The organism is Thermomicrobiales bacterium (genome assembly GCA_041390825.1).
Classification (GTDB): Bacteria; Chloroflexota; Chloroflexia; order Thermomicrobiales; family UBA6265; genus JAMLHN01.
Genome location: JAWKPF010000042.1, coordinates 1 through 23025 on the forward strand (window position 1 = coordinate 1; position 23025 = coordinate 23025).

The window sequence follows — 23025 nt, forward strand, 5'->3', positions numbered from 1 at the left end:
CTCGGCATCACCGAGGACGAGCTTCGCACCGAGCTCGATGGCAGCACCTTCCTCGCGGTTGCGCTTGCGCATGGCAAAACCAACGACGATGTTCGCGCGTTCTTGATTCAGCAGGCGACCGAGCAAATCGACGAGCGCCTGCAGGCGGCCGCGGATGCTGCAGCCAGCGCCGAAGCCGCCGACGAACCGGCCGCGGAGAGCACCACGATCTCCGAAGCCACCGAGGTGCCGGCGGCGCCAGCCCTTACGCCGACGGCCACCACATAACGAGGTCTTCCAACCTCTCCTTCCTTCCCGGCATCGGGGTGGCAGCAATGCCACCCCGATGTCCGTTTCTGGCTAGTCGTCGGTCGCCAGTTTTCAGTCGTCAGTAAGCCAACCGTACTGACGACTGAAAACTGGCAACTTACGACTGGATGCTTCGTGCTGCGATAATCCCGGCACGACGAACCGCATGACCCTGGGAACCTGTGCATGGCATCACCGCCGCTGACCGGAATTCGCGTTCTCGCGCTGGAACAGGCTGTTGCCGGACCGCTCTGCACCCGGCACCTGGCTGATCTGGGCGCAGACGTTATCAAGATCGAACGGCCCGGCAGTGGCGACTTCGCGCGCGGCTACGACACGACGGTCAACGGCATGTCGTCCTATTTCGTCTGGCTGAACCGCGGGAAGCAATCCCTCACGCTCGATCTCAAGCAACCGGAGGCGCTCGAAATCCTGCGCGCGTTGATCGCGCAGAGCGACGTGCTGGTGCAGAACCTTGGACCCGGCGCAATCGACCGGCTTGGGTTTCCACCGGCCGAGTTGCGCAAGCAATTCCCGCGCCTCGTGATCTGCTCGATCTCCGGCTATGGCTCGAGCGGCCCCTACTTGCACCGCAAAGCGTTCGACCTCCTGCTCCAGGGCGAAACCGGAGTCATTGCCACCACCGGCAACGGCGACGAACTGGCCAAACTCGGCATCTCGGTGGGAGACATCGGCGCCGGGGTTTACGGGGCGATGGGCATACTTGCCGCGCTCTATGAGCGGCAGGTCACCGGCGAAGGCAAGCTGGTGGAAACCTCGCTTTTCGATGCGCTCGCCGAATTCATGGGCTATCCCGCTTACTACACGCTCTATGGCGGCGCGCCGCCCGCCCGCGCCGGGGTTCGCCACGCCACCGTGGTGCCCTATGGCGCCTATGTCTGCGGTGACGGCAACCCGGTCCTCCTCTCGGTGCAGACCCAAAAGCAATGGAGCGACTTCTGCACCATCGTCTGCGAGCATCCAGAGTGGATCGACGATCCGCGCTTCGATTCCACCCCGCATCGCCGCGAGAACCGCGCCATCCTGGAACCGCTGATCGAAGCATCGTTCGCTCCCCACGACCGCGCTGAGATCAACCGTCGCCTGGAAGCGGCTGACATCCCCTTCGGCGATCTGAACACCATTGCGCAGTTCCTGGAGCACCCGCAGCTGTCCGCGCGCGACCGCTGGCGCACCGTCGATTCTCCCGCTGGACCGCTCCAGGCTCTGCTGCCGCCGTTCTCGCTCGAAGATACCGATTTGGTGATGGGCGACATCCCCGCGGTTGGAGCGCACACAGACGCTATTCTTTCTTCCATTGGATACAGCAGCGACGAGATCGCCCGCTTGCGGCAAGCGGGCGCCGTCTGATCGAGAACGCGACACGGCAGGCGCATGGACACTGGCATGACGAACGAAGATCCATCGCTCGCCACACTCGAGGCAAATCCCGAGCTGGTCCAGGAGATGCTCGAGCCGCGCGGCGGGATTCGCGGCTATCTCGACCAGCTAAACAAGACACCGGGTAGAAGGGCCAAGATCCAGCGCTACTTCACCATCGCGTGGCTGGCCATCCTCGCAGTCTCGGTCGCCTATGTCCTCTTCCGCGGCCGAAGCGAGTTGCGGGATACCTGGAAGCAGCTCCAAGACGCCGATCTCACCTGGATCGGGATCGCCATCGTGATCCAGGCGTTCATGCTCATCTTCAGCGGGCTGACCTACAAAGTCATCCTCAAGCGCCTCGGCTATTCCGTGCCGCTACCGATGATGGTCAACGCGCACATGCAACGCACCACCATCGCGACCGTCACCCCCGGCGGTGGTCCGGCGTCGGTCTTCATCTTCGCGCGGTTCGTCGCCAAGCGCGGCGTCCCGGCCGAAGACGGGCTGCTCACGATCGCGGTCCGCTCGCTGGCGGTCACGATCACATTCATCGCGGTGCTCATTCCCGGCGCCGCGATCGACGAGAGCCTGCAGGGCATGATCATCGCGGGTGTCGGGGTGGCGGCGCTCGTCATCGGCGGCATCGCGCTCTGGCGCGGCAATGCCAACAACTGGGAAACCCCGCTCGCCTGGTCGGAGCGTCTTCCGGGCTGGGCAAAGGGTCGTATCCAGGGATTCATCACCACGTTCCGGGAGCACGGCCTCAACCCGATCGATCTCGTGCCGGCGATCGTGCTGACCCTGCTGGTGCGCCTGACGGTGGTGCTGGTGCTCTACGCCTGTCTCGAGGCGCTCGGTGTCCACCCGACATTCCAGACCATGATCCATACGTACTTCGCCACGATCGTGGCGGGCGCCGTAATCCCGCTCTTCGGCGGGGCGGGCGCGGTGGAAGCCGTTTCCATCCTGACGCTGACCCAGGCCGGCATCTCCGGCGAAGTCGCCATCGGCGCCACCCTGCTGTGGCGCTTCATCGACCTCTGGATCCCCGTCGGTATCGGATTGCTCCTCCATGCCAAGACCGAGCTCCCCGCGGCCATCGACGAAACGCCCGTGGTCGCCGCCCGCATGGTCGAATTCGAGGAACAGGGCCGCTTGCGTTGAACGGGCCTCGGAGGTCCAGGGTCCAGCGTCCAGAGTCAAGGGTCCAGGGTCCAGGGTCCAGGGCAGCGTGATTCTGACAACTGCCAACAGATGACCAACTACTGACAACTGACTACTAACGACCAACGACTAACCTACGATGCCGAACCCCATCCGCTCCCTCTGGAACGACTATTCCACCGCTCCGCCGGAATCGAAACGCCGGGTCCAGCGCATCGTCACCATCGTCTGGTTGATCGTCGTGGCCATCCTGGCCGTTTGGGTCATGCGCAACCAGCAGGACCAGCTGCGCGATATTCTCGACCGGCTCAAGACCGCCGACCGCACATGGCTTGTGGCGGTCCTGGTCATCGAGATCTTGAGCATCTGGTCGGTCGCCTACACCTACAAGCTCACCCTCAACCGCCTGGGCCACGACGCTTCGACCGCCTATCAGTTCGACCTCCATCTGCAGCGCACCGGTGTGAACTTTGCCGCCCCCTTCGGCGGCGCGGCCACCGCCTACGTCTACGTGGAGCGCATGAAGCAAGCCGGTGTCAACCGGCAGGATGCGTTGCTGGCGCTGGTCATGCGTACCTTGAGCGTGTACGGAGCCACCGTCGTCGTCGTGGTCCTCACGGCAGCCCTCTCGGGACGCCCCTTGTTCGTGGCGGGCGCGGTCGCAGCGCTGATCGCCATGATCCTCGGGCTCATTGCGATTGCCCGGCAGGGCCAGGGGGACTGGAAGACCATCATTCGCTGGGCACGGCGATTGCCGCAACACTGGCAGCGCCAGCTCATCGCGGCCATCGACCAGTTCAAGGACCATCAACTCTCGCCCGCCGACTTTCTCGGCACCGTCGCAACCACGCTGCTCACGCGCGTTTGCACGCTGGCGATGATCTATGCCTGCGTGCGCGCGGTCGGCTTCGATCCTGATCTCTATGGCATCTTCCTGGCCTACGTCACCTCATTCGTCGCCGCCCGCATCGTTCCGGTTCTCTACGGCATGGGCGCGGTGGAGGGTTCGCTCACACTCTCATTGCAACGCAGCGGCGTTCCCGCCGATATCGCCATCGGCGCCACGCTGCTCTTCCGCTTTTTCGACTTCTTCTTGCCGTCGTTGATCGGACTTGCCCTCTACGCCTGGGCCGAGCGGAAAAGCCCAGCGTTTCAGCGCGAGCCGATCGGGGCGATACCCGTATCAGCCCAGCACGAAGAGATCGAGGATTTGTAGGGAAACGGCAACGTCGATCGAACCCTGATGGAGACTAGATCGACCCGGTCGTCCACTTGCCAGAAAAATGCAGCGCCGTCTGGCAATGCCCCGCCATGATCTGCCGCACCTTCTGCTGCACATCTGCATTGGCCGCCGGAATCGCGACGATCGCCTGTCCGCGCTGGAGCTGTTCCCGCTCCCATTCGAACTCGGAAAGATCATCGCCCATCCCGAGAAAAACACGGTTGATCTGACAACTCAACCCGCATTCCGCTGGCGGATGTTTCAGCCGGTGCACCTCGTCTGGACCAACGACATCGATCTCTCCAGAAATTTCGGCGGCCACCAGGTCATCGATCAATGCGCCTACCTCGGACGGATCGAGCCCGCAGATCAGCTTGTTCTTGCGATCGAGATACATCTTGGTGCTCATGACACGCTCCTTGGCGTGAACGCCCTCCCTTCGACTCTTCGGCATCTCGAAACACGGAAACAAGAGAAGGAAGGTTGCCTGCCCCGCCCGAGCGTCGCTGCCAAGTCCGAGAATCCGACGCCAGGGGGAAAACTCTGATTCGGAATCCGGGTGATTGCTGAGGGGGGTTAGCCCAGCGTTTCAACGGTGGGACCGCGCGGCGTGACGATGGTCCGTCTCTGGGTCCCCAGTCGGATTCCACATGATGTACGTCATTCTCGAGCAGCAGGATCAATCGCAATGCGAGATTTGCACAGAAATATCCGGAACCTGGGAGCATTCCGGGATCCTGTCAGGTGGGATGGGGGGCAGCGCCTGGCTATCCGACCGGTCAGGTCACCGCGTGGCCGGCGGCGCTCGCTCCAGATGGGGGCGGTTCGACCCGGTAGCCCTTGGTCACCAGATCGATCAGATCGACGACCGTCGTATCGGCCGTGCGCGCGTCGTAGACGATCTTGCCGCCGCTCAGGAAGTTGATCCGGTCGCAGACTTCGAACACCTGGGCGTAGTTGTGGGCGATCAGGATGATCGAAATATCGCCGCGCTTCTTCAGCTCCAGCACCAGATCGAGCACCAATCGGCTTTCGCGCACACCCAGCGCGGCCAGCGGCTCGTCCATGATCAACACGGTCGGGTTGGAATAGATCGACCGCGCCACGGCAACGCTTTGGCGCTGACCGCCAGAGAGCATCGCGACCGTGTTGTCCACATTGGGAACGCGGATCCCAAGATTGCTCAAGTACTCGATGGTGAGCTTGCGCATGGACTTGTTGTCGAGCAGCGGGATGCCGAGAATCCGCTTCTTGCGTTCCCGGCCCAGGAACATGTTGTGGTAGACGCTCAAATCGTTGACCAGCGCCAGGTCCTGATAGACGGTCTGGATACCCAGCGCGCGCGCTTCGATCGGAGAGTTCAGATGGACCGGGGTGCCGTTGAACTTGTAGGTTCCGCTATCTGGTTTGTGGAAACCGCACAGAATCTTGATCAGCGTCGACTTGCCCGCGCCGTTGTCTCCCACCAGCCCGAGCACCTCGCCGCGTTCGAGACGCATGCTCACATCGCGCAGAGCGGTGACCGCGCCAAAGCTCTTGCTCAGATGCTCGACCTCGATAACCGGCGGAATTGGCTCAGCCATCAACGTTTCCTCTTCACTCGCACCGCGTCGAGCTGCACGTTCAGAATCATGGCCGCGAGGATCGCCAGGCCGAGATAGATGTTCGATTCCGTGGCCTGGGCGCCGAGCAGCACCAAACCATTGTTCAGACAGGAGATCACGAAAGCGCCAATCAACGCGCCAATCACTGTGCCGGAACCGCCCATCAACGAGGTGCCGCCGATGACCGCGGCGGCGATCGCGAGCAGGGTTAGCGTGCTGCCGCCGGTATCGGGAGCCGCGGAGCCAACCACGGTCGCCGTGATCACGCCAGTCAACGCGGCCAACGCGCCACTGATCATGAAGGCGGCGATCTTGATGCGATCGGTGCGCACGCCGATCTCGCGCGCGGCCAGCAGGTTGCTGCCGGTGGACACGATATGCAGTCCGAATACCGTGCGGGCCAGCACGAGCGTCAGGACCAAGGTAACGATCAGTGTCCAGATGAATGGCGTAAAGCCGGTGAGCCCATCCCAGGAAAAAAGCGAATCACGGGGACCGTACAGATTCTGGCCGAAGATGTAGTTGAACGGCTGCTTCACCGGCATCCGGATGGGCTGACTGTTCGCGTACGAGACCGTGAAGCCAGTCAAGAGAAAGAACGTGCCGAGCGTCGTAATCAACGACGGGATGCGCAGCTTGGTGGTAATGAACCCATTGAAGAACCCGACGCCGATGCCAATGAGGATTGCGATGGGGGCAGTCAACCAAAGCGACAACTCCCAGTCCTGACTTATCCGAATCATCAGATACGGGGCCAGTGCATAGATCGCGCCGACTGACAGATCGATCTCCGCGGTAATCATCACCACGACGATTCCCACGGCGATCATGCCAATCCGGGCAGTATCGCGCAGCACCACGCTCATCACCGGACTGGTCAGGAAGACACTGTTGTTGAGCTGGATATAGATAATGAGCAGGATCGCGACGGCAGCGATGCTCGCTTCCCGGTAACGGGCAATGAAATCGATGGCAGGCTCGAACCACCGGCGGCTTTCCGCCGGGGTTTCCTCCTGACGCTCCGATGCGACTCCTTCTGCCATCTTCCCTGCTTCTACTCACCTATCGAACGCCGGTTTCCATCCTTGATGGCACTGAGGAGACGCTCACCTCGCATCTCGACCACAGGTGCTCGCTACGCCCGCATCTCGGTCACTTCGCCGTTTGTATGGGGACGCCAGCGACACTGCCGGCGTCCGTGCGTGCCCATCATGTGTTCGAACGCAACGATGGATAGGGGAAGTCCCCTATCCATCTGTCGATGATGCTGCCGCTACGCAGGCGGATCCTCGGTGCTTCCCTCGAAGCGAGACGGGGCCAGGTAGACATCGACGTTGTCGCTCGTGACGTACGCCAGACTGGTGTCGGTATTCGCCGGAGAAACCGCGCCACCCGAGAGCTTGTAGAGATAGAGCTGCAGCGTGGGAATGAATCCCTGCAGATACGGCTGCTGGTCGGTGGTGAATGTCATGTCGCCGCTTTGGATGAGCGAAAGGGTCTCTGGCAACAGATCGTACCCGGCGGTAATGACTCCCTCCGCCGCCAGACCGTACTTCTGGGAGACCTTCCCAACCGACAGCGAGTCCGTGGCGCCGGTGCCGAACATACCCACGATGTCCGGATTGGCGAGATAGTACGCCTCGATGCGTGACTCTTCTGTCGCCTGATCGACGCCAGAATCGAGCGTTTCATACTCGACTGGATCTCCAGCATCCTTGATGGCCTGAATGTACCCATCGAGCCGCGGCTGCAGATTCAATGATCCGGGAGTGGCGATGGAGAGCATCACCTTGCCGCCTGGCTTCACCATCGGCAGCCACTTCTGGGCAATGTTATAGCCGGATTCATACAGGCTCTGGCCCACATAGGCCAATCGCGCGTTGCCGGTCGTATCGGCGTTATACCCGATGACCGGAATGCCGACGCTCAGCGCATCTTCAGTGGGTTGATTGAATGCTTCGGCATCGACCAGGCAGACGGCGATGCCGTCCACGTTGCCCGCGATCGCCGTTTGCATCGCGGACACCATCTCGGCCACGTCGGAAGTCTCCGACCCGGTCCACTGATAGCCGCAGCCGAAGAACGCGCAGGCATCCTCGATTCCGTAGATGGTCGGCGTGAAGAACGGGTTGGTCGTCACATGGTTGACGAATGTGAACTGATAGTCCTTCTGCGGCAGCCCACCTTGAGCCAGCGCCTCACGAACTGATCTCGAGCCAAATCCTGCGCCGAACGCGGCCGCCGCCGCTCCGCCCAGGCCCAGCTTCGTCACGATCCCAAGCGCCTTGCGCCGGCTCACCTCGTAACTGGTGCGCTGGGCTTGTGACATGCTATCCAGGAAATCCTTCTCCATCGATGGACCACCTTTCTTCTCTTGAGTTGTCGACGGAACGCTCCGCGATTGGGTGTTTCGTCTTTGTAGCATCTCGATCGCATGGGGTCAAGCGCGGTTGCGGAGCCAAACGGGCGCGCTCCTCGCTCCAATTGGCGTGAGCTTCCGCACTACCCGGTATCGCCAAGGATTCGCAATCGGTCCACTGGAACGCACATTGCATAATTGATTCGGTAAGGAACACGAGCGCCGGGAGACTGCGCTCGCGCAGCATCGCTCCCCGCGAGCGGCCCACATATCAAGGAGAGCCTCAACTTGGCAACCGCGATCGATCGCCAGCTCGAAGAACGCGCGATCAACTCCATCCGCTTCCTCTCGGTCGATGCCGTGCAGAAGGCCAACTCCGGCCATCCTGGCCTGCCGATGGGCGCCGCGAACATGGCCTACGTCCTCTGGACCGAATACCTGCGGCACAACCCGAAGAATCCGCACTGGGCAAATCGCGACCGTTTCATTCTCTCGGCCGGTCACGGCTCCGCGTTGCTCTATTCGCTCCTCTATCTGACCGGCTACGACCTCTCGCTGGACGACCTGAAAGACTTCCGCCAACTCGGATCGATCACTCCGGGACACCCCGAATACGGACTCACCCCGGGCGTGGAAGTCACCACCGGACCGCTCGGGCAGGGCTTCGCCAACGGCGTCGGCATGGCGATCGCCGAGCGGTTCCTCGCCGCCACGTACAACCGTGACGGTCACGAGCTGATCGATCACTACACCTACGCCATCGTTTCCGACGGCGATGTGATGGAAGGCGTGGCCATGGAAGCCGCCTCCATTGCCGGACACCTCGGGCTGGGCAAGCTGATCTATCTCTACGACCAGAACCACATCACCCTGGCCGGCACCGCCAATCTGTCGATGACCGAAGATGTCGCCGCCCGCTTCGAAGCCTCCGGCTGGCATACCGTCTCCATCGATGGCATGGATACCGACCAGGTGCGCAAGGCGCTCGACGAAGCCCGTGCCGTCACCGACAAGCCGTCGCTCATCCTGGCGAAGACCATCATCGGTTTCGGCTCACCCAGGAAGGAAGGCACCTTCGGCGTCCATGGCTCACCCCTTGGTCCGGACGAGGTGCTCGCCGCCAAGAAGAACCTTGCCTGGCCGGAGGAACCTGCCTTCTTCGTTCCCGACGATGCGCTCGATCTCTTCCGCGCCGCGGTCAAGACCGGCGCCAAGGCCGAAAAGGAATGGGACGCCGCCCTGGCCGCATATGTCTCCGATCATCCGATCCTCGGCGCCGAGTTGACGCGCGCGCTCGCCGGTGAACTGGCCGCTGGTTGGGATGCCGATCTGCCGGTCTGGAACGTGGGCGACAAGGCCGTCGCCACCCGCAAGGCCTCCGAGGCCGTCATCCAGGCATTCTTCCCCAAGGCGCCAACCTTCATCGGCGGCTCGGCTGACCTCAACCCCTCGACGAACACCGGCATGAAGGGCGGCGGCGATTTCCAGCCGCCTGTTCCGGAAGGAAGCGAGGAAATCCAGGGTGAGCTCGGCGGCCCGTGGAGCTACGCCGGCCGCAACATCCACTGGGGTATCCGCGAGCATGCCATGGGTAGCGCGGTCAACGGAATGGCCGCGCACGGCGGGGTGGTTCCCTTCAGCGCGACGTTCCTCGTCTTTTCCGATTACATGCGCGCCCCGATCCGGTTGGCCGCGCTTTCGGGATACAAGTCGATCTTCGTTTTCACGCATGACAGCATCGCGGTCGGCGAAGACGGTCCCACTCACGAACCGGTGGAACAGGTGATGTCGCTCCGGCTCATCCCGGGGTTGAACGTCATCCGCCCGGCCGACGCGAACGAAACCCGTGAAGCGTGGGTGACCGCGCTTACCAGTAACGGGCCGACCGTGCTGGCGCTCTCCCGCCAGGATCTGCCCATACTCGACCGGTCCGGCGCGCACGGCTCGCTGGCCCAGGGCGGTTATGTGCTGCGCGACACCGAAGGCACCCCCGATATCGTGTTGATCGCCACTGGATCCGAGGTGGCGCTCGCCCTTCAGGCAGCCGACCTCTTGCAGGAATACGATGTCGCCGCGCGCGTGGTCAGCCTCCCGAGCTGGGCGATGTTCGACCGGCAGACGGAGTCGTACCGGGAAAGCGTCATGGGTCCCTGGCCGACCCCGCGCCTCTCGGTCGAAGCCGGCGTCACCACCGGCTGGCAGCGCTACACCGGTCCGAACGGCGGCAGCGTTGGCATCGACACGTTTGGCGCGTCCGGCCCGGGCGGCAAGGTGCTCGAGCGCTACGGATTTACCAAAGAGCATGTGGCTGCGTCGGCCCTGCGCCTGCTCGACAAGGGCAAAGACGCCGACAAGCTCGACGCCGGTTTCGCCGGCCACAAGAGTCATGCATAGGAAGGACCGCACCGCCCAATACCGTCATCCCGACCGAAGCAGAGGGACCTCTCGTTCCCCCGCGATCCGGTCTCCGGAACTGGGCGAAGCGTCATCGAAACCAACACCAGACAGAGGAGGAACCCAATGAACGCGCGCGTCTCCCAGCTTCTCGATCAGGGCCAAAGCATCTGGCAAGACGACATCGCCCGCAGCATGCTCACCAGCGGCAGCCTGGCCGCCATGATCGAGGATGTCGGCATCCGGGGCGTCACCTCGAATCCGACCATCTTCGAAAAAGCCATCTCCTCCGGCGCCGATTACGATGCCCAGATCGCCGAACTCTCCCGCAAAGAGATCTCCGCCGCCGACATCTTCGAAGCCCTCGCCGTGGACGACATCCGCAACGCCTGCGATGTCTTCCGCGCGATCTATGACCTGAGCAACGGCGGCGACGGGTTCGTTTCCATCGAAGTCGCTCCCGATCTTGCCCGTGACGCCGAAGGCACTCGCGAGGCGACCCGCCGGCTCTGGAAGACCATCGACCGCCCGAACCTGATGGTGAAGATCCCGGGCACGGTCGAAGGCGCGCCGGTGATCCGCGAGATGCTGGCCGAAGGGATCAACATCAACGTCACCCTGCTCTTCTCGATCGAGGCATACGAGCGGGTCGCCCACGCCTACGTCGACGCCCTGGAGCAACGGGTCTCCGAGGGCAAGCCGATCGATCGCGTCGCCTCGGTCGCGTCCTTCTTCGTCAGCCGGGTCGACACCCTGGTCGACCGCTTGTTGAATGAGAAGATTGCCGAAGTGGAAGACCCGCGCGACAAGAAAGCCCTGGAAGAACTGCGGGGCAAGGCTGCCGTCGCCAACGCCAAACTCGCCTACGCCAAATTCGAGGAAATCTTCAGCGGTCCGCGCTGGGATGCGCTCAAGGCCGCCGGCGCACGCCCGCAACGTCCGCTCTGGGCCAGCACCGGCACCAAGAACCCCGACTATTCCGATGTCCTCTATGTCGAAACCCTGATCGGCCCGCACACCGTCAACACTATGCCCGGAAAAACCATCCAGGCCTTCCTCGATCACGGCGTCGTCAAGCGCACCGTCGACACCGACCTCGACCAGGCCCGGGATGTGATCCTCGACCTCGAAGCCGCCGGCATCTCCATCGACGCCGTCACGGCGCAGCTCGAAACCGAAGGCATCGAATCGTTCATCAAATCCTTCGAAACCCTGCTCGCCGGCGTGGAAGGAAAGCGAGCCTCGCTCGCGGCAGCTGCCGACTGAATCGCAATTCACTGACCGCGCAACAACCCCGATCCGAGTAACCGGATCGGGGTTTCCCATTTCTGAAGCATCTCTCTCCGCTGTCATTCTGAACGCAGTGAAGAATCTCTCCCGTCGGCCTCACCCCGCGACCCAGTCACCGGCTCCAGGTCATCTCTATTCACCGGGTAGATTCGCACCCTGCTCATCCTTACACTCTGTCGAAAGTACGGATTCTCGAACTCCCGATCTTGCACCAGATCGATCTTCCTCCCCAGCAGCTCCGACAACGCCGCTTCCAGTTCGAGATATCTGCCAAGGGTTGGTTCCGACTCCGGCAAATAGCGCACCAGGAAGTCGATATCGCTCGTCTCCAGGTCGAATGCGCCCGTCGTCGCCGATCCGAAGACATCGAGCTGTTCGACCAGGTACTCCCGGCACAGCGCGGCGATGGGCTTCAGGTTGTCCAGAATGAGATCGATCGGGCGGAACGACTTGCCAGGTTCCAACGGTGCGTTCTCATCAGGAATTCCAAACGCAGCCAACTCTGCGTCGATCGCGACCAGCAGTTCTGGGACCTCATCGGTAACGATGACCCACATCCGCCGTCGCTCGTCGTCACCGGCATCGAGCGTCAGACATTCCCGCAACCCGATGACCCGATCGATATGAGGTAGCCGATCAGCAAGCTCCGGTGCCTCACGCACCGCAGACTCCATGGCCGACGCCAGCACTCCTGCTTTCCGCTCCACGGCAAAGCGCCACATCTCTTCACCCAGGAACCCATCGAGCGTCTGGCCATCACTGTATTCGGCGAGGTCGATCGCCGCCTGTTTTCCGTCGTAGAGCCGCTTCGCTGACCGCGCGTTCATTGCAGTCCTCAAATCCGCACCCATATTTGGCACCCAATTTGCCATCAAACCTGTGCCATTCACCAGGACCGAATTCTTCGCGAGCGCAGTCATCATCCCGGGGGCTCATATGCTCACCGGCAATTTCCTTCCCTCCAGGCAGAACCGATCTCAGCCTCGGAGAGGCTTCGCGCTGAAAGCCCCTGATTTGAATCTGGGGAACGCCGCCCTTCGCCCCACTCTTTGGAGACCGCCGTGTTTTCGATCACCAGCAGGACAGAGACGTCCTGCTCTACGACCGGGAAGGATCAGGGTCGGAGACCCTTGGCTTCTCGTAGCCCTACCGTTCAGGGCCTTGTCGAAGGCCCTACCCTCCGAACGGCAATAGGCATCGATTCAGCCGACCGTCATCATCGAGGATGCCACCCACGACGCTCGTCATCGTCAACCTCTCGATCTCCGCCGACGGCTTTTCGGCCGGCCTTGATCAAACCGAAGAGTGGTCCTTCGGCGACGACCGCGGCGACGGTTTTGGCAACCAGCTCCACGACTTGATCTTCGAATCCGAGGAAGAGACGGCCGACCATATGGCCTATCTGACCTCCGTCAAGGCGTTCATCCTGGGACGCAACATGTTCGGCCCTGTACGCGGCGAATGGGACCGGGACTGGAACGGCTGGTGAGGCGAGGATCTTCCCTATCACGCCCCGGTCTTCGTTCTGACGCACTACCCTGCGATCCGCAACCGATGGTAGGTGGCGCCACCTTCTCCTTCGTCACCGAGGGAATCGAATCTGCCCGCGAACAAGCCCGTGCGGTTCCCGGCGACGGCAACATCGCCGTCATGGGTGGCGCGACTACCGTCAACCAATACCTCGCCGCCGGGCTCATCGACGAGATGCGGCTCCACATCACGCCGATCATCATGGGAGCGGGCACGCGGCTCTTCGAGGATGTCCCACCGCTGAACCTGGAGCAGATCGAATCGCGCGCCAGCAACGGGGTCACGCATGTGAGCTACCGCGTGCTACGTTGGTTTCGTTTGTCCTCGGCTCTGAATCCTACGCCCTGAGACATGCACGCGCACGACCTGGCATGGTACGGATCATCCCTGGTTAGCTTCTCGGCAGCGTCTCAGGACCCAGGACCCCGGACTCAGAACCCCGTCCCCGCGCCTGTAACTCAATGAAACCCCAGCATTTCCGCGAGTAAATCGATGAAAGCACTACAATCAATCACCGTGCGCACGGAATCCGTGCCATTTGACGCATGCTCACACCATCCATGGAGACGACCACCTTGACCAGCGGCGCGTACCGACACACGGGTGTCATCGGATTGGCAGTCATGGGCGAAAACCTCGCGCTCAATATCGAGCGCAACGGCTATCCCATTGCCGTCTACAACCGCACCTGGTCGCGTACCCAGGATTTCCTGGCGGACCGCGCCGTTGGGCTCGATGTCGTCGGGGCGGAATCGATCGCCGCGTTCGTCGAAGCCCTCGCGAAACCGCGCCGCATCATCATCATGGTGAAAGCCGGCGCGCCGGTCGATGCGGTGCTGGCCGAGCTTTCCGAATTCGTCGATCCGGACGACATCGTCATCGACGGCGGCAACTCCCTCTTCACGGACACCGAACGCCGCTCCATCGAATGGGAGGGGAAGTTCCGCTTCGTTGGCATGGGCATCTCTGGTGGAGAGGAAGGCGCGCTCTGGGGGCCCGCCCTCATGCCGGGCGGTCCGAAAGACGCCTATTCCATCCTCGAGCCGATGCTGGTCGACATCTCGGCCAAGTCAAAGGCCGGTCCCTGCGTTTCCTATATTGGTCCCGGCGGCGCCGGCCACTACGTCAAGATGGTCCACAACGGTATCGAGTACGGCGATATGCAGCTCATCGCCGAGACCTACGACATCATGCGCCGCGCGTTGGGCATGAGCGCCGCTGAGATCGGCAAGGTGTTCGAGCGCTGGAACACCGGCAAGCTCGAGTCGTTCCTGATCGAAATCACCGGCCAGGTGCTCGCCGTCACGGATGCCGTGGATGGCGTTGCCCTCGTCGACCGCATTCTCGACACCGCCGAACAGAAGGGGACCGGACGCTGGACGAGCCAGAACGCGCTCGACCTCGGCACGCCGATTCCCACCATCGACGCCGCCGTCGGCGCCCGCATGATGTCATCCCGCAAGGAGGAGCGCGTCGCCGCCAGCGCCAGGCTGACCGGTCCGGTCATCGAGCCGATCACCGGCGACGCCGCGCGCAACGAGCTGATCGATCATCTGGAAAACGCGCTCTACTTCGCCAAAATCTCGTCCTACGCTCAGGGCATGGCATTGCTGCAGGCCGCGTCGGCCACCTACGGCTGGGGGCTCCATCTCTCGGAAATTGCCCGCATCTGGATGGCCGGCTGCATCATCCGCGCCGAGCTGCTCGATCCCATCCGCGCGGCGTTCAAGGACGATCCAACGCTGGTGAATCTGCTGCTCGCCCCCCATCACGAAAGAGGTCAACGAGTGCGGTCCGTCGGCCCGCGTTGCCGTGGAAACCGCCGTGCGCAACGGCATTCCCGCACCGGCCTACACCGCTTCGCTGAACTATGTCGATACCTACCGCACCGAAAAGCTGCCCGCCAACCTGATCCAGGGGCTGCGGGACAACTTCGGCGCCCATACATACCGTCGCCTCGACAAGGCCGGTGTGTTCCATACGAACTGGACCACCGGGGCGACCGAAACGATTGGATAGCACGATGTGTGCGGCGGAGCTTCACATGAGCTCGTGTCATTCCGGGCGAAGTCGAGGAATCTCCCCGCCGCAGCGGGTGGTGATCACAGCCGACCTCCCGTGCAGCAGCCAGTGAATCGAGGAAACTATTGATTCGCACGCAACGAGGGAGCTTCGCATGAGCGAAATGTCTTCATCCGCCAAAGCTCGCGCCCTCGCGGTCGAGGCCCAGATCGATGTCGATCACGAAATCCTGGATGGCGCCCTGCACGGCGCCGAGGAGGTCATCGTCAACCCGCTGCGGGAAGGAATGTTCCAGGCGGTGACGGCCACGCCCTGCGCCATGATCATCTTTGGCGTTTCGGGCGACCTCACCTCCCGCAAGCTGATGCCGGCGCTCTACGACCTGGCGATGAACTCGCGCCTGTCAGAAGGGTTCGCCATCGTCGGCGTTTCGCGCCGGCAATGGACCGATGAGCAGTTCCGCGACGAAATGCGCGCGGCCGTCGAAAAACACTCTCAGCTGCCCGTCACCGACGACCGCTGGAACTCGTTCGCCAAAGGGCTCTTCTACGTCGGCGGCAATTTCGACGAGCAGGCGATGTACGACCGGCTGCGCGTGCGCCTCGAGGAGCTCGACCACGAACGCCGCACCGACGGCAATCGGCTCTTCTATCTGGCGACGCCCCCGAGCTTCTACATCACCATCATCCGCAGCCTCGGCTCGCACGATCTCGTGGATCGGCAGGACTTCTACAGCGCCCCGCGCACTGGATGGTCGCGAATCGTGGTCGAGAAGCCGATCGGGCACGATATCACCTCCGCCCGCGAGCTCAACCACGCCATCAGCGAAGTCGTTTCCGAAGGCCAAGTCTATCGCATCGACCACTACCTCGGAAAAGAGACCGTCCAGAACGCGCTCGCCTTCCGCTTTGCCAATGTGCTCTTCGAACCGGTCTGGAACCGCCACTACGTCGACCATATGCAAATCACCGTGGCCGAGTCGCTTGGCGTCGAAGACCGCGCGACCTACTACGAGGAAGCCGGCGCGTTGCGGGACATGGTCCAGAGCCACATGCTGCAACTGCTCGCCATCGTCGCCATGGAGCCGCCCGCGGTCTTCCGTGGCAACGCGGTGCGCGACGAAAAGGTGAAAGTGCTCCGCTCGGTTATTCCGCCCAGTGGCGAAGCCGTCAAGACCATGACCGCCCGTGGACAGTACGCCGCCGGCTACGTGGAAGGGCTGGCGGTACCCGGCTACCGGCAGGAGCAATTCGTCAGCCCCAGCTCCACGACCGAGACCTTCACCGCGCTCAAGCTGCAGATCGACAACTGGCGCTGGGCCGACGTGCCGTTCTATCTCCGCACGGGCAAACGTCTCCCCCGCCGCGTCTCCGAGATCGCGATTCAGTTCAAGAAGGTGCCGCATCTCATGTTCCAGGCGGCCGGCACGCGCGATGTGGAACCGAACCTGCTCACCATCCGCATCCAACCCGACGAAGGGATCAGCCTCCGTTTTGTGGCCAAGATTCCCGGCACCACCATGCAGCTCCGAACGGTGCGCATGGACTTCGCCTATGGCGCGGCCTTCGGCGGCGCCGGCGCCGACGCCTACGAGCGCCTGATCGTCGATGCCATGAATGGCGACCAAACCCTTTTCGCCCGCCGCGACGAGGTGGAAACCGCCTGGAACCTGATCGACCCCATCGAGCAGGCATGGCTCGCAGAAGAGCTCACCCATTTGCCGCTTTACGAAGCCGGCACCTGGGGACCGGACAAGGCCGATCTCCTGATCGAGCGCGACGGCCGCACATGGCGCCGGCCATGAGCAGCCCGACCGCACGGAACCCGCGAGGGAACGTCCAATGACCGACACCCTGGCCAAACCGATCGAGCGTACCTGGGAATCGCAGGAAATCGAGATCGGCCGGATTCGCTCAGCGCTCGCCGAGCAATGGCAACGGTGGGAAGCCGAGTATCCCGATCCCAGCATCCTCGAGGCCGGCTCTACCGAGCAGGTCTACATGCGCGCCTCGACGGTCAACGTCATCGTCGCCGTCGATACCGAGGATGATGCGCGCTGGGCAGAAGAGAGCCTTTCGCATCTTGCCGACTACTCCCCATCGCGCTTGCTCATTCTCGTGCGCAATGGCCGCCCCGCCGACGTGAGTACCTATTCCGTGCGCGTCAAGGTGGAAGAACGGGAGCACACCCGCGGTGTCGCCCCGGTGCGTCTGGAATCGATCACCATCCTCGCGCCACCCGGAAACGATCAATCGCTGGCGAGTCTCTCGTCGCCTCTGCTCATTCCCGACCTGCCCGATGTGCTCTACGTCCCGTATGGCCCCATTGCCGAGAACCTGCTCGTTTCCAGTCTCTTCGAATTGGTCGATATCCTGGTGGTCGATACGGTCTGGACCCAGGACGCCGGCGCCTCCTTTGCCGTGCTGGCCGACAACACCACCCGCCAGGACGTGGGCGATATCAACGACATCACCTGGTCGCGCCTGCTCGTCTGGCGCCAGCTGGTAGCCCAGTTTTTCGATCAGCCAGCCGCGCTGGAGTCGCTCGAAGCGATCGAAGAGGTCGAAATCACGTTCGCTCCCACCTCAGATGCGGGCCGCTGCGGACGCAGCGCTGCCTTGCTGACCGCCGGCTGGCTGGCGAGCCGGCTCGGTTGGCGCGCTCCGGGCGAGCTGGTGAGTTTCCGCGACGGCTGGCGCTCCACCTTGCGCGCCGGCGAGAAAGGCAAGAGCCGCGAGATCGTGCTCACCCTCGTGCAAGGCGAGGATGACTTCGGCTGCGGCTCGCTGCAACGCATCCGCCTGGTGGCGGGCGGCACGGCCCCGGGCACATTCGTGGCCGAACGCACGTCCGAGGAAGAGATCGCCACCACCAGCGACCTGGGCGAAATGGCGACCGTCAAACGCATCGTCCATAGCCGTTGCCCCGACGACCGCTTCCTCATCAGCCAGGAGCTGCGCCGCCTCCATGAGGACGCGACGTATACTGCGGCACTCGATTTCGCGACCCTCCTGTGGCCAGCGGGAATGGATGACTAGATGTCCTATGACAACCTGCCGATCCTGGACTATGGCGAACGCGGCGTGGTTACCGTGGCCGCGAATGCCGAAGGGGTCGCCAATCTCGCGGTGCAAACCTTCGCCACCGCGTTGATCACCTCGTACGCCAGGAACGGCAGATCGGCCATTGCGCTTTCTGGCGGCAGCACACCCAAACGCATGGGCGAGCTGCTGGCGCATTCCGATTTCCCCTCGCCCGAGGCATGGGAGCATGCCGACATTTTCTGGGGCGATGAACGCTGGGTTCCACTCGACAGCGACGAGAGCAACGCCGGCGTGGCAATGCGCACCTTCCTGACCAAAGTGCCGATTCCCGCCGACAACATCCACCCGATCTACGACCCGGATCTGGATGAAGCCCAGGGCGCCGCGGTCTACCAGGCCATGATCGAAGCGATCGTTCCGGCCGACAACGGCGTGCCCGCGTTCGATCTGATCTTCCTCGGCATGGGAGACGATGGCCACACCGCCTCGCTCTTTCCCTTCACCGAGGGTTTGAAGATCGCCGATCGGCATGTCGCCCCAAACTATGTGGAAAAACTCGCCACCACCCGCATCACCTTCACTACCACGCTCATCAATGGCGCGCGGCAGGTCGTCTTTCTCGTCACCGGCAGCGGGAAAGCCGAACGGCTGAAAGAGGTGCTGGAGGGTCCGCTCGAAACCGACCGCCTCCCCTCGCAGCTCATTCGCCCCACCCATGGAACGCTGCGCTGGCTGGTGGATCAGGGCGCCGCATCGCAACTCGCAGGAGGTCCCTTCCGTGAATGACGAACATCGCCTGGCGACGCTCGCCAACGCTTCGGCCGCGCTGGTCGAGGACGGCATGGTGGTCGGGCTTGGCTCCGGGTCCACCGCGGAAGCCTTCGTGCGCGCCCTCGGCGAGCGCGTCGCGCAAGGTTTGACCATTCAGGGCATTCCGACCTCTCGCCGCACCGAACATGTCGCCCGTGAGGCCGGCATCCCGCTCACCACGCTTTCCGATAGCCAGGTGGTCGATTTCGGGGTCGATGGCGCGGACGAGATCGATCCCAACCTTGCGCTCACCAAGGGCCGCGGCGGCGCGTTGCTGTACGAGAAGCTGGTGGCCGAAGCCTGCAACCGCTGGGTGATCGTCGCGTCATCCGAAAAACTGGTCGACCAGCTCGGAACCCGCATCGCGCTGCCGGTCGAGATCATGCCGTTCGGGTGGGAGACCATTCAGGCCCGGGTGGAAGCGCTCGGGTTTTCCGCGCCGTTGCGTGTCGCTGGCGACGGGGTGCCCATCGTCACCGACGGCAAGCACTTCATTCTCGATTGCGCCACCGGCCCGATCGCCGATCCCAAAGCGCTGGGTGACGCGCTCAAGTGCATCACCGGCGTGGTCGATCACGGTCTCTTCATTGGCCTGGCCTCTGCCGCCCTCGTCTGCGATCCCGACGGTACCATCCGCGAGCTCACCGCCTCATGAATCGACTCCGCAAGAACGACCCGAATTACGACGCCACTCCCGAACCCTCGTCCGATCCAACCTTCGATCTCCGCCGCGGTCTCGTCTGGCTGGTCATCGTCATTGCCTTCATGATCGGCCTGAGTCTCATCTGCGCGTTTCTCCGGTAAACGCGGCCTCCAAACTGCGGACGCGTACGCTATGATCCCGCGCGGGCGGTCACCAGCGAAGAACACCGGAGGCTTTCGTTAATGGACGAGCATTCGTTCGATGCGTTCACCAGGCACTTTTCGCGTATCCACGCCACACGCCGCAAAACTGTTGGAGCGCTGGTCACCGGGCTTGCCGCAGCGGCGCTTGGCCAGACCGTTGCCGCCCAGGACGCCACTCCTATTGCCGAAGACGACGAGCCAGAGTTTCTCTTCGTCCAGCTCGCCAACCAGGGCACCTGGGTTCCCAGCCCGGATGAACCGGATGTCTTTATCCTCACCCTTACCGGCGCCTCCAATCAAACGGTCTTCTTCTCCGACCGTCCCCAGCGGATCGTCGGCTCGGTACCCACCACCCAAGTCTTCGCGGCGCTCGGCTTTACGCCCGAAAACGCGCCGAACGCCGCCATCGTGGCGCAGGACGAAACCGGCCAACGCGACGTGCTGATGGTCGAGCTCTTCGATCCAATCTTTCAGCAGGAATCCGGAGAGAATCCCGCCTCCACCCTGGTCTTCAAGTCCCGCGTGCTCAACGACTATGCCGGAACGAGCCTGGACGAGTGGCAATCCGCCCAGGAGGACGACGAGCTCGCGGCCGAGCTTACCAATGTCAACCTCTATATCGAAGACTGCGTCGATCTGATCTGGTGCAACAGGGACTATCACAGCTGGGGCCCGGTGCCCGGCGGACCGATCAGCCTTTGCTGGAACCAGCATGCACTCGATTGTGTTCCGTGCAACGGAGGCACGATCCAGTCATACAACGACGCGTGCAACCGCGAGTATCCCGACTGTATCGGTTCCTGCAGGGCGGATGTGGCCTATTACCGATAGTCCCGACAGCTTCCGTCTTACCTGAACTGACGGGACTTGCTCGGTTTGCGCAATTGCGTCTTCCAAGCGCGCAGGCATCACCAATGCCAACATCTCGACAGACCAAAATGGGGTTGCGCCCGTTCGCGCAACCCCATTTCTCATATGTAGTGTCTTCTGGATGATCGGCCTTGCGAGAGACGCATTCCCCAGTCTCGGGTCACGCCCTTCGAGCAGGCTCGACGTTGGCGTCGTGTGTGGTTCTTACGTCAGCCGACCGGTCGCAACTGCCCCGGACACTCGTTCGGGGCTGTCCTGTCAACCTGCCACACTCCCCATAGGACGCGATTACATCGCATGGGTTACCTCCTCGAACAGTGCTGCTTTCGTCTGATCTTTTGACATGTGATCCAATCGAGTTGGACCAGATACCCATCGACCTCTGGGTGGGGCACTGCTCGTACCTATGGATAGCATCCGCTATGCAATGCGTCAAGATTGTGAACGATTCCACAATTTATTCGCCCATGCGAACGATCCCGTCACGCGCCCTGCAATTTCATCCGGCCGATCAAGAGACGGAATCGCTGGAGGAAGAACTGCGATTGCACCTTGGGCGGACCCGACACCCGCACCGTCTTGCCCGCAACGGCTTCTTCTGCCAAACGGGGATCGCGCGCCGCGTGAAGGAGCGCTTCCTGCCGAATTCGCTCGTCCAACTGCATTCTGCTCAAGAGAACCATGATCGTGCTCCGTTTCATGTCATGCGCTTGGCCAGCAAACACAACTGACCACGAGCCCATCCTGCGCCGACCCAGACCCCGCTCCATCGGCAATGCTGCCTAATCCCCGGCACGTGGCACATTGCCCGATTACCCGCTGCCCGAATACCCCCTCGCACGCGCGCCGTCCGATAGCGCACAATTGGCAACGCCCGCTTATCGAGCCGAATACCGTCTGCACGTTGCCAGCCGCATGCCGCGTGCCCTTCAGGAGAACGTCCATGCGATTCGTGCGAAGCGCATTGTTGCTCGCGATCGTGTTTGCCCTTGCGGCGACCCAGTTCATGCCCGGCGCGCGGGCACAAGACGACGCCACGCCCACCAACGCGACTCCGGTTGCCAGCGATCCTCTTGCTGGGCGTCTGGGTGGAACCCTCCAGAGCGTTCTCGATGCGTTTGGCCCCGCCGATTTCACCGATGACGGGCTCATCCGCTACGACGCGCTCGATCTGAACGGCCTCAGCACGATCCTGGTCGTCTATCACGATGACGACGATGTGGTGACGCGCATGGCGCTCGTCTACCCATTCCAACCGGACACGCTCACCACTGCCGGGGACGTGGTCGCCATGGCCGCGAACGTCGGTCCCGCAGACGGCATTTGCCAACCGGAAGCGGTGGAAACCACGCTCGGACCCGAGGTCTATCCCTGCCACAGCGTGGCATTGATGACGGTCTTCGACGCCGAGGCCATGACCGCGCTCGATGCAACCGGCGGGCTTGGCGACTACTCGATCGCGGTCGATCCGCTCTTCGATGACTACTTCGAAATCCTGCTCGTTCCCGGTTCCGACGGCACCCAGCTCGATCCCGGTCTGATCACCGCCGACGAATCCGCCGCTCCTGTCGCCACCCCGACGCTCGCCGAGCAGTACCCGTTGCTGGAAGACCCAACCGTGCTCATGAACGGCGATGTCTCGTTGGGCGACCCGCTGTCGTTCACCGGCGAGATCAAGACCTTGCAAATCGCCGAGTTCGGCACCCAGTTCCGCCTGGGTGAAGACGAGTCGCTTGGCGTCTCATCTCTCTTCCAGGTCGCCGTCCCAATCGCCGATTCGACCGATGTCGAAGTCCTCTTCGTCGGCTTCAACGGCGACGCCACCGAACTCGCCATTGGCGACACCGTCACCGTCTACGGAACCAACTACGGCACCCAATGTTTCGACAACGCCCTCGACGAAGAAGTCTGCCAACCGTTGATCGCCGCGGACCTGGTCGAGGAGTAGGGGAGCGAGTACCAAGGGATCTCTCGTTCCCTGCGCATCCGTACCGTCATCGGAGACCGGGTTTCGCGCACCAAGAGATCCTTCGACAAGCTCGGGATGACGATTCCCCGTCATCCCGACCGGAGCCCGCAGGCGGAGTGGAGAGCCTGCCCTGAGCGCAGTCGAATGGGGATCTCTCGTTCCCTGCGCACCCATACGTCCCTCGGAGACCGAATCACGGGCAACAAGAGATCCCTCGGCAAGCTCGGGAT

At 62.6% G+C, this 23025-nt stretch carries 22 protein-coding genes; 17 read left to right on the top strand and 5 right to left on the bottom strand.

Annotated features, from left to right (window positions below; genetic code table 11):
- The 4 genes from R2855_17620 to R2855_17635 all read left to right on the top strand — a co-directional run.
- A partial coding sequence (locus tag R2855_17620; GenBank protein ID MEZ4532816.1) for a hypothetical protein occupies positions 1-267 on the top strand: 267 nt, incomplete at its 5' end.
- Positions 268-474: 207 nt separating this feature from the next.
- The gene (locus R2855_17625; GenBank protein ID MEZ4532817.1) at positions 475-1659 is read left to right on the top strand and encodes a CaiB/BaiF CoA-transferase family protein; all 1185 of its coding nucleotides are present in this window, start codon (positions 475-477) and stop codon (positions 1657-1659) included.
- A gap of 36 nt (positions 1660-1695) precedes the next feature.
- Positions 1696-2835, top strand: coding sequence for a lysylphosphatidylglycerol synthase transmembrane domain-containing protein (locus R2855_17630; GenBank protein ID MEZ4532818.1), 1140 nt, complete (start codon positions 1696-1698; stop codon positions 2833-2835).
- 139 nt (positions 2836-2974) lie between these two features.
- Positions 2975-4051 carry a lysylphosphatidylglycerol synthase transmembrane domain-containing protein gene (locus R2855_17635; GenBank protein ID MEZ4532819.1) on the top strand — a complete coding sequence of 359 codons (1077 nt, stop codon included), beginning with the start codon at positions 2975-2977 and terminating at the stop codon, positions 4049-4051.
- A 34-nt stretch (positions 4052-4085) separates the two neighbouring features.
- Here R2855_17635 and R2855_17640 read toward each other — a convergent pair whose 3' ends face one another.
- The 4 genes from R2855_17640 to R2855_17655 form a co-directional block, all read right to left on the bottom strand.
- Entirely contained in the window at positions 4086-4466 is a 381-nt protein-coding gene (locus R2855_17640) for a hypothetical protein (GenBank protein ID MEZ4532820.1), read from the bottom strand.
- A gap of 370 nt (positions 4467-4836) precedes the next feature.
- Positions 4837-5640, bottom strand: coding sequence for an ATP-binding cassette domain-containing protein (locus tag R2855_17645; GenBank protein ID MEZ4532821.1), 804 nt, complete (start codon positions 5638-5640; stop codon positions 4837-4839).
- Positions 5640-6704 (bottom strand): ABC transporter permease, encoded by a 1065-nt coding sequence (locus R2855_17650; GenBank protein ID MEZ4532822.1) that lies wholly within the window; start codon positions 6702-6704, stop codon positions 5640-5642. The genes R2855_17645 and R2855_17650 overlap by 1 nt, the downstream gene beginning before the upstream one ends.
- A 230-nt stretch (positions 6705-6934) precedes the next feature.
- On the bottom strand, positions 6935-7990 hold the full coding sequence (locus R2855_17655; protein ID MEZ4532823.1) for a sugar ABC transporter substrate-binding protein: 1056 nt from the start codon (positions 7988-7990) through the stop codon (positions 6935-6937).
- 318 nt (positions 7991-8308) lie between these two features.
- Here R2855_17655 and tkt point away from each other — a divergent pair, with 318 nt between their 5' ends.
- Positions 8309-10414 (top strand): transketolase, encoded by a 2106-nt coding sequence (tkt, locus tag R2855_17660; GenBank protein ID MEZ4532824.1) that lies wholly within the window; start codon positions 8309-8311, stop codon positions 10412-10414.
- A gap of 126 nt (positions 10415-10540) precedes the next feature.
- A complete protein-coding gene (gene tal, locus R2855_17665; protein ID MEZ4532825.1) occupies positions 10541-11680 on the top strand; it encodes a transaldolase in 1140 nt (379 codons plus the stop codon).
- An 83-nt stretch (positions 11681-11763) separates the two neighbouring features.
- On the opposite strand, the gene R2855_17670 is transcribed toward tal, so the two are convergent.
- On the bottom strand, positions 11764-12531 hold the full coding sequence (locus R2855_17670) for a nucleotidyltransferase domain-containing protein (GenBank protein ID MEZ4532826.1): 768 nt from the start codon (positions 12529-12531) through the stop codon (positions 11764-11766).
- Positions 12532-12929: 398 nt separating this feature from the next.
- Here R2855_17670 and R2855_17675 point away from each other — a divergent pair, with 398 nt between their 5' ends.
- From R2855_17675 to R2855_17725, 11 genes are all read left to right on the top strand, one after another.
- Positions 12930-13193, top strand: coding sequence for a dihydrofolate reductase family protein (locus tag R2855_17675; GenBank protein ID MEZ4532827.1), 264 nt, complete (start codon positions 12930-12932; stop codon positions 13191-13193).
- Between the two features lie 65 nt (positions 13194-13258).
- Positions 13259-13582, top strand: a complete 324-nt coding sequence (locus tag R2855_17680) for a dihydrofolate reductase family protein (GenBank protein MEZ4532828.1) — start codon at positions 13259-13261, stop codon at positions 13580-13582.
- 227 nt (positions 13583-13809) lie between these two features.
- On the top strand, positions 13810-15282 hold the full coding sequence (gene gndA, locus R2855_17685; GenBank protein MEZ4532829.1) for an NADP-dependent phosphogluconate dehydrogenase: 1473 nt from the start codon (positions 13810-13812) through the stop codon (positions 15280-15282).
- 128 nt (positions 15283-15410) lie between these two features.
- A complete protein-coding gene (gene zwf / locus R2855_17690; protein MEZ4532830.1) occupies positions 15411-17060 on the top strand; it encodes a glucose-6-phosphate dehydrogenase in 1650 nt (549 codons plus the stop codon).
- Positions 17061-17097: 37 nt separating this feature from the next.
- On the top strand, positions 17098-18294 hold the full coding sequence (locus tag R2855_17695; GenBank protein ID MEZ4532831.1) for an OpcA/G6PD domain-containing protein: 1197 nt from the start codon (positions 17098-17100) through the stop codon (positions 18292-18294).
- On the top strand, positions 18295-19086 hold the full coding sequence (gene pgl, locus R2855_17700; GenBank protein ID MEZ4532832.1) for a 6-phosphogluconolactonase: 792 nt from the start codon (positions 18295-18297) through the stop codon (positions 19084-19086).
- Positions 19079-19765, top strand: coding sequence for a ribose-5-phosphate isomerase RpiA (gene rpiA, locus R2855_17705; protein ID MEZ4532833.1), 687 nt, complete (start codon positions 19079-19081; stop codon positions 19763-19765). Before pgl ends, rpiA begins: the two co-directional genes overlap by 8 nt.
- On the top strand, positions 19762-19914 hold the full coding sequence (locus tag R2855_17710; protein ID MEZ4532834.1) for a hypothetical protein: 153 nt from the start codon (positions 19762-19764) through the stop codon (positions 19912-19914). Before rpiA ends, R2855_17710 begins: the two co-directional genes overlap by 4 nt.
- An 81-nt stretch (positions 19915-19995) precedes the next feature.
- Entirely contained in the window at positions 19996-20787 is a 792-nt protein-coding gene (locus R2855_17715) for a hypothetical protein (GenBank protein ID MEZ4532835.1), read from the top strand.
- A gap of 461 nt (positions 20788-21248) precedes the next feature.
- Entirely contained in the window at positions 21249-21557 is a 309-nt protein-coding gene (locus R2855_17720; GenBank protein MEZ4532836.1) for a hypothetical protein, read from the top strand.
- Between the two features lie 212 nt (positions 21558-21769).
- A complete protein-coding gene (locus R2855_17725; protein ID MEZ4532837.1) occupies positions 21770-22774 on the top strand; it encodes a hypothetical protein in 1005 nt (334 codons plus the stop codon).
- The last annotated feature ends 251 nt before the right edge of the window (positions 22775-23025 follow it).

Excerpts from the sequence above, each read along its gene's own strand:
- R2855_17720 (MEZ4532836.1), top strand. The coding sequence starts at position 21,249 with ATGCAATGCGTCAAGATTGTGAACGATTCCACAATTTATTCGCCCATG.
- R2855_17670 (MEZ4532826.1), bottom strand. The coding sequence starts at position 12,531 with ATGAACGCGCGGTCAGCGAAGCGGCTCTACGACGGAAAACAGGCGGCG.
- pgl (MEZ4532832.1), top strand. The coding sequence starts at position 18,295 with ATGTCCTATGACAACCTGCCGATCCTGGACTATGGCGAACGCGGCGTG.
- R2855_17625 (MEZ4532817.1), top strand. The coding sequence starts at position 475 with ATGGCATCACCGCCGCTGACCGGAATTCGCGTTCTCGCGCTGGAACAG.
- R2855_17715 (MEZ4532835.1), top strand. The coding sequence starts at position 19,996 with ATGGACGAGCATTCGTTCGATGCGTTCACCAGGCACTTTTCGCGTATC.
- tal (MEZ4532825.1), top strand. The coding sequence starts at position 10,541 with ATGAACGCGCGCGTCTCCCAGCTTCTCGATCAGGGCCAAAGCATCTGG.
- R2855_17725 (MEZ4532837.1), top strand. The coding sequence starts at position 21,770 with ATGCGATTCGTGCGAAGCGCATTGTTGCTCGCGATCGTGTTTGCCCTT.
- R2855_17635 (MEZ4532819.1), top strand. The coding sequence starts at position 2,975 with ATGCCGAACCCCATCCGCTCCCTCTGGAACGACTATTCCACCGCTCCG.
- zwf (MEZ4532830.1), top strand. The coding sequence starts at position 15,411 with ATGAGCGAAATGTCTTCATCCGCCAAAGCTCGCGCCCTCGCGGTCGAG.
- R2855_17710 (MEZ4532834.1), top strand. The coding sequence starts at position 19,762 with ATGAATCGACTCCGCAAGAACGACCCGAATTACGACGCCACTCCCGAA.
- R2855_17645 (MEZ4532821.1), bottom strand. The coding sequence starts at position 5,640 with ATGGCTGAGCCAATTCCGCCGGTTATCGAGGTCGAGCATCTGAGCAAG.
- R2855_17675 (MEZ4532827.1), top strand. The coding sequence starts at position 12,930 with ATGCCACCCACGACGCTCGTCATCGTCAACCTCTCGATCTCCGCCGAC.
- R2855_17680 (MEZ4532828.1), top strand. The coding sequence starts at position 13,259 with ATGGTAGGTGGCGCCACCTTCTCCTTCGTCACCGAGGGAATCGAATCT.
- R2855_17640 (MEZ4532820.1), bottom strand. The coding sequence starts at position 4,466 with ATGAGCACCAAGATGTATCTCGATCGCAAGAACAAGCTGATCTGCGGG.
- R2855_17695 (MEZ4532831.1), top strand. The coding sequence starts at position 17,098 with ATGACCGACACCCTGGCCAAACCGATCGAGCGTACCTGGGAATCGCAG.
- R2855_17650 (MEZ4532822.1), bottom strand. The coding sequence starts at position 6,704 with ATGGCAGAAGGAGTCGCATCGGAGCGTCAGGAGGAAACCCCGGCGGAA.
- R2855_17655 (MEZ4532823.1), bottom strand. The coding sequence starts at position 7,990 with ATGTCACAAGCCCAGCGCACCAGTTACGAGGTGAGCCGGCGCAAGGCG.
- R2855_17630 (MEZ4532818.1), top strand. The coding sequence starts at position 1,696 with ATGACGAACGAAGATCCATCGCTCGCCACACTCGAGGCAAATCCCGAG.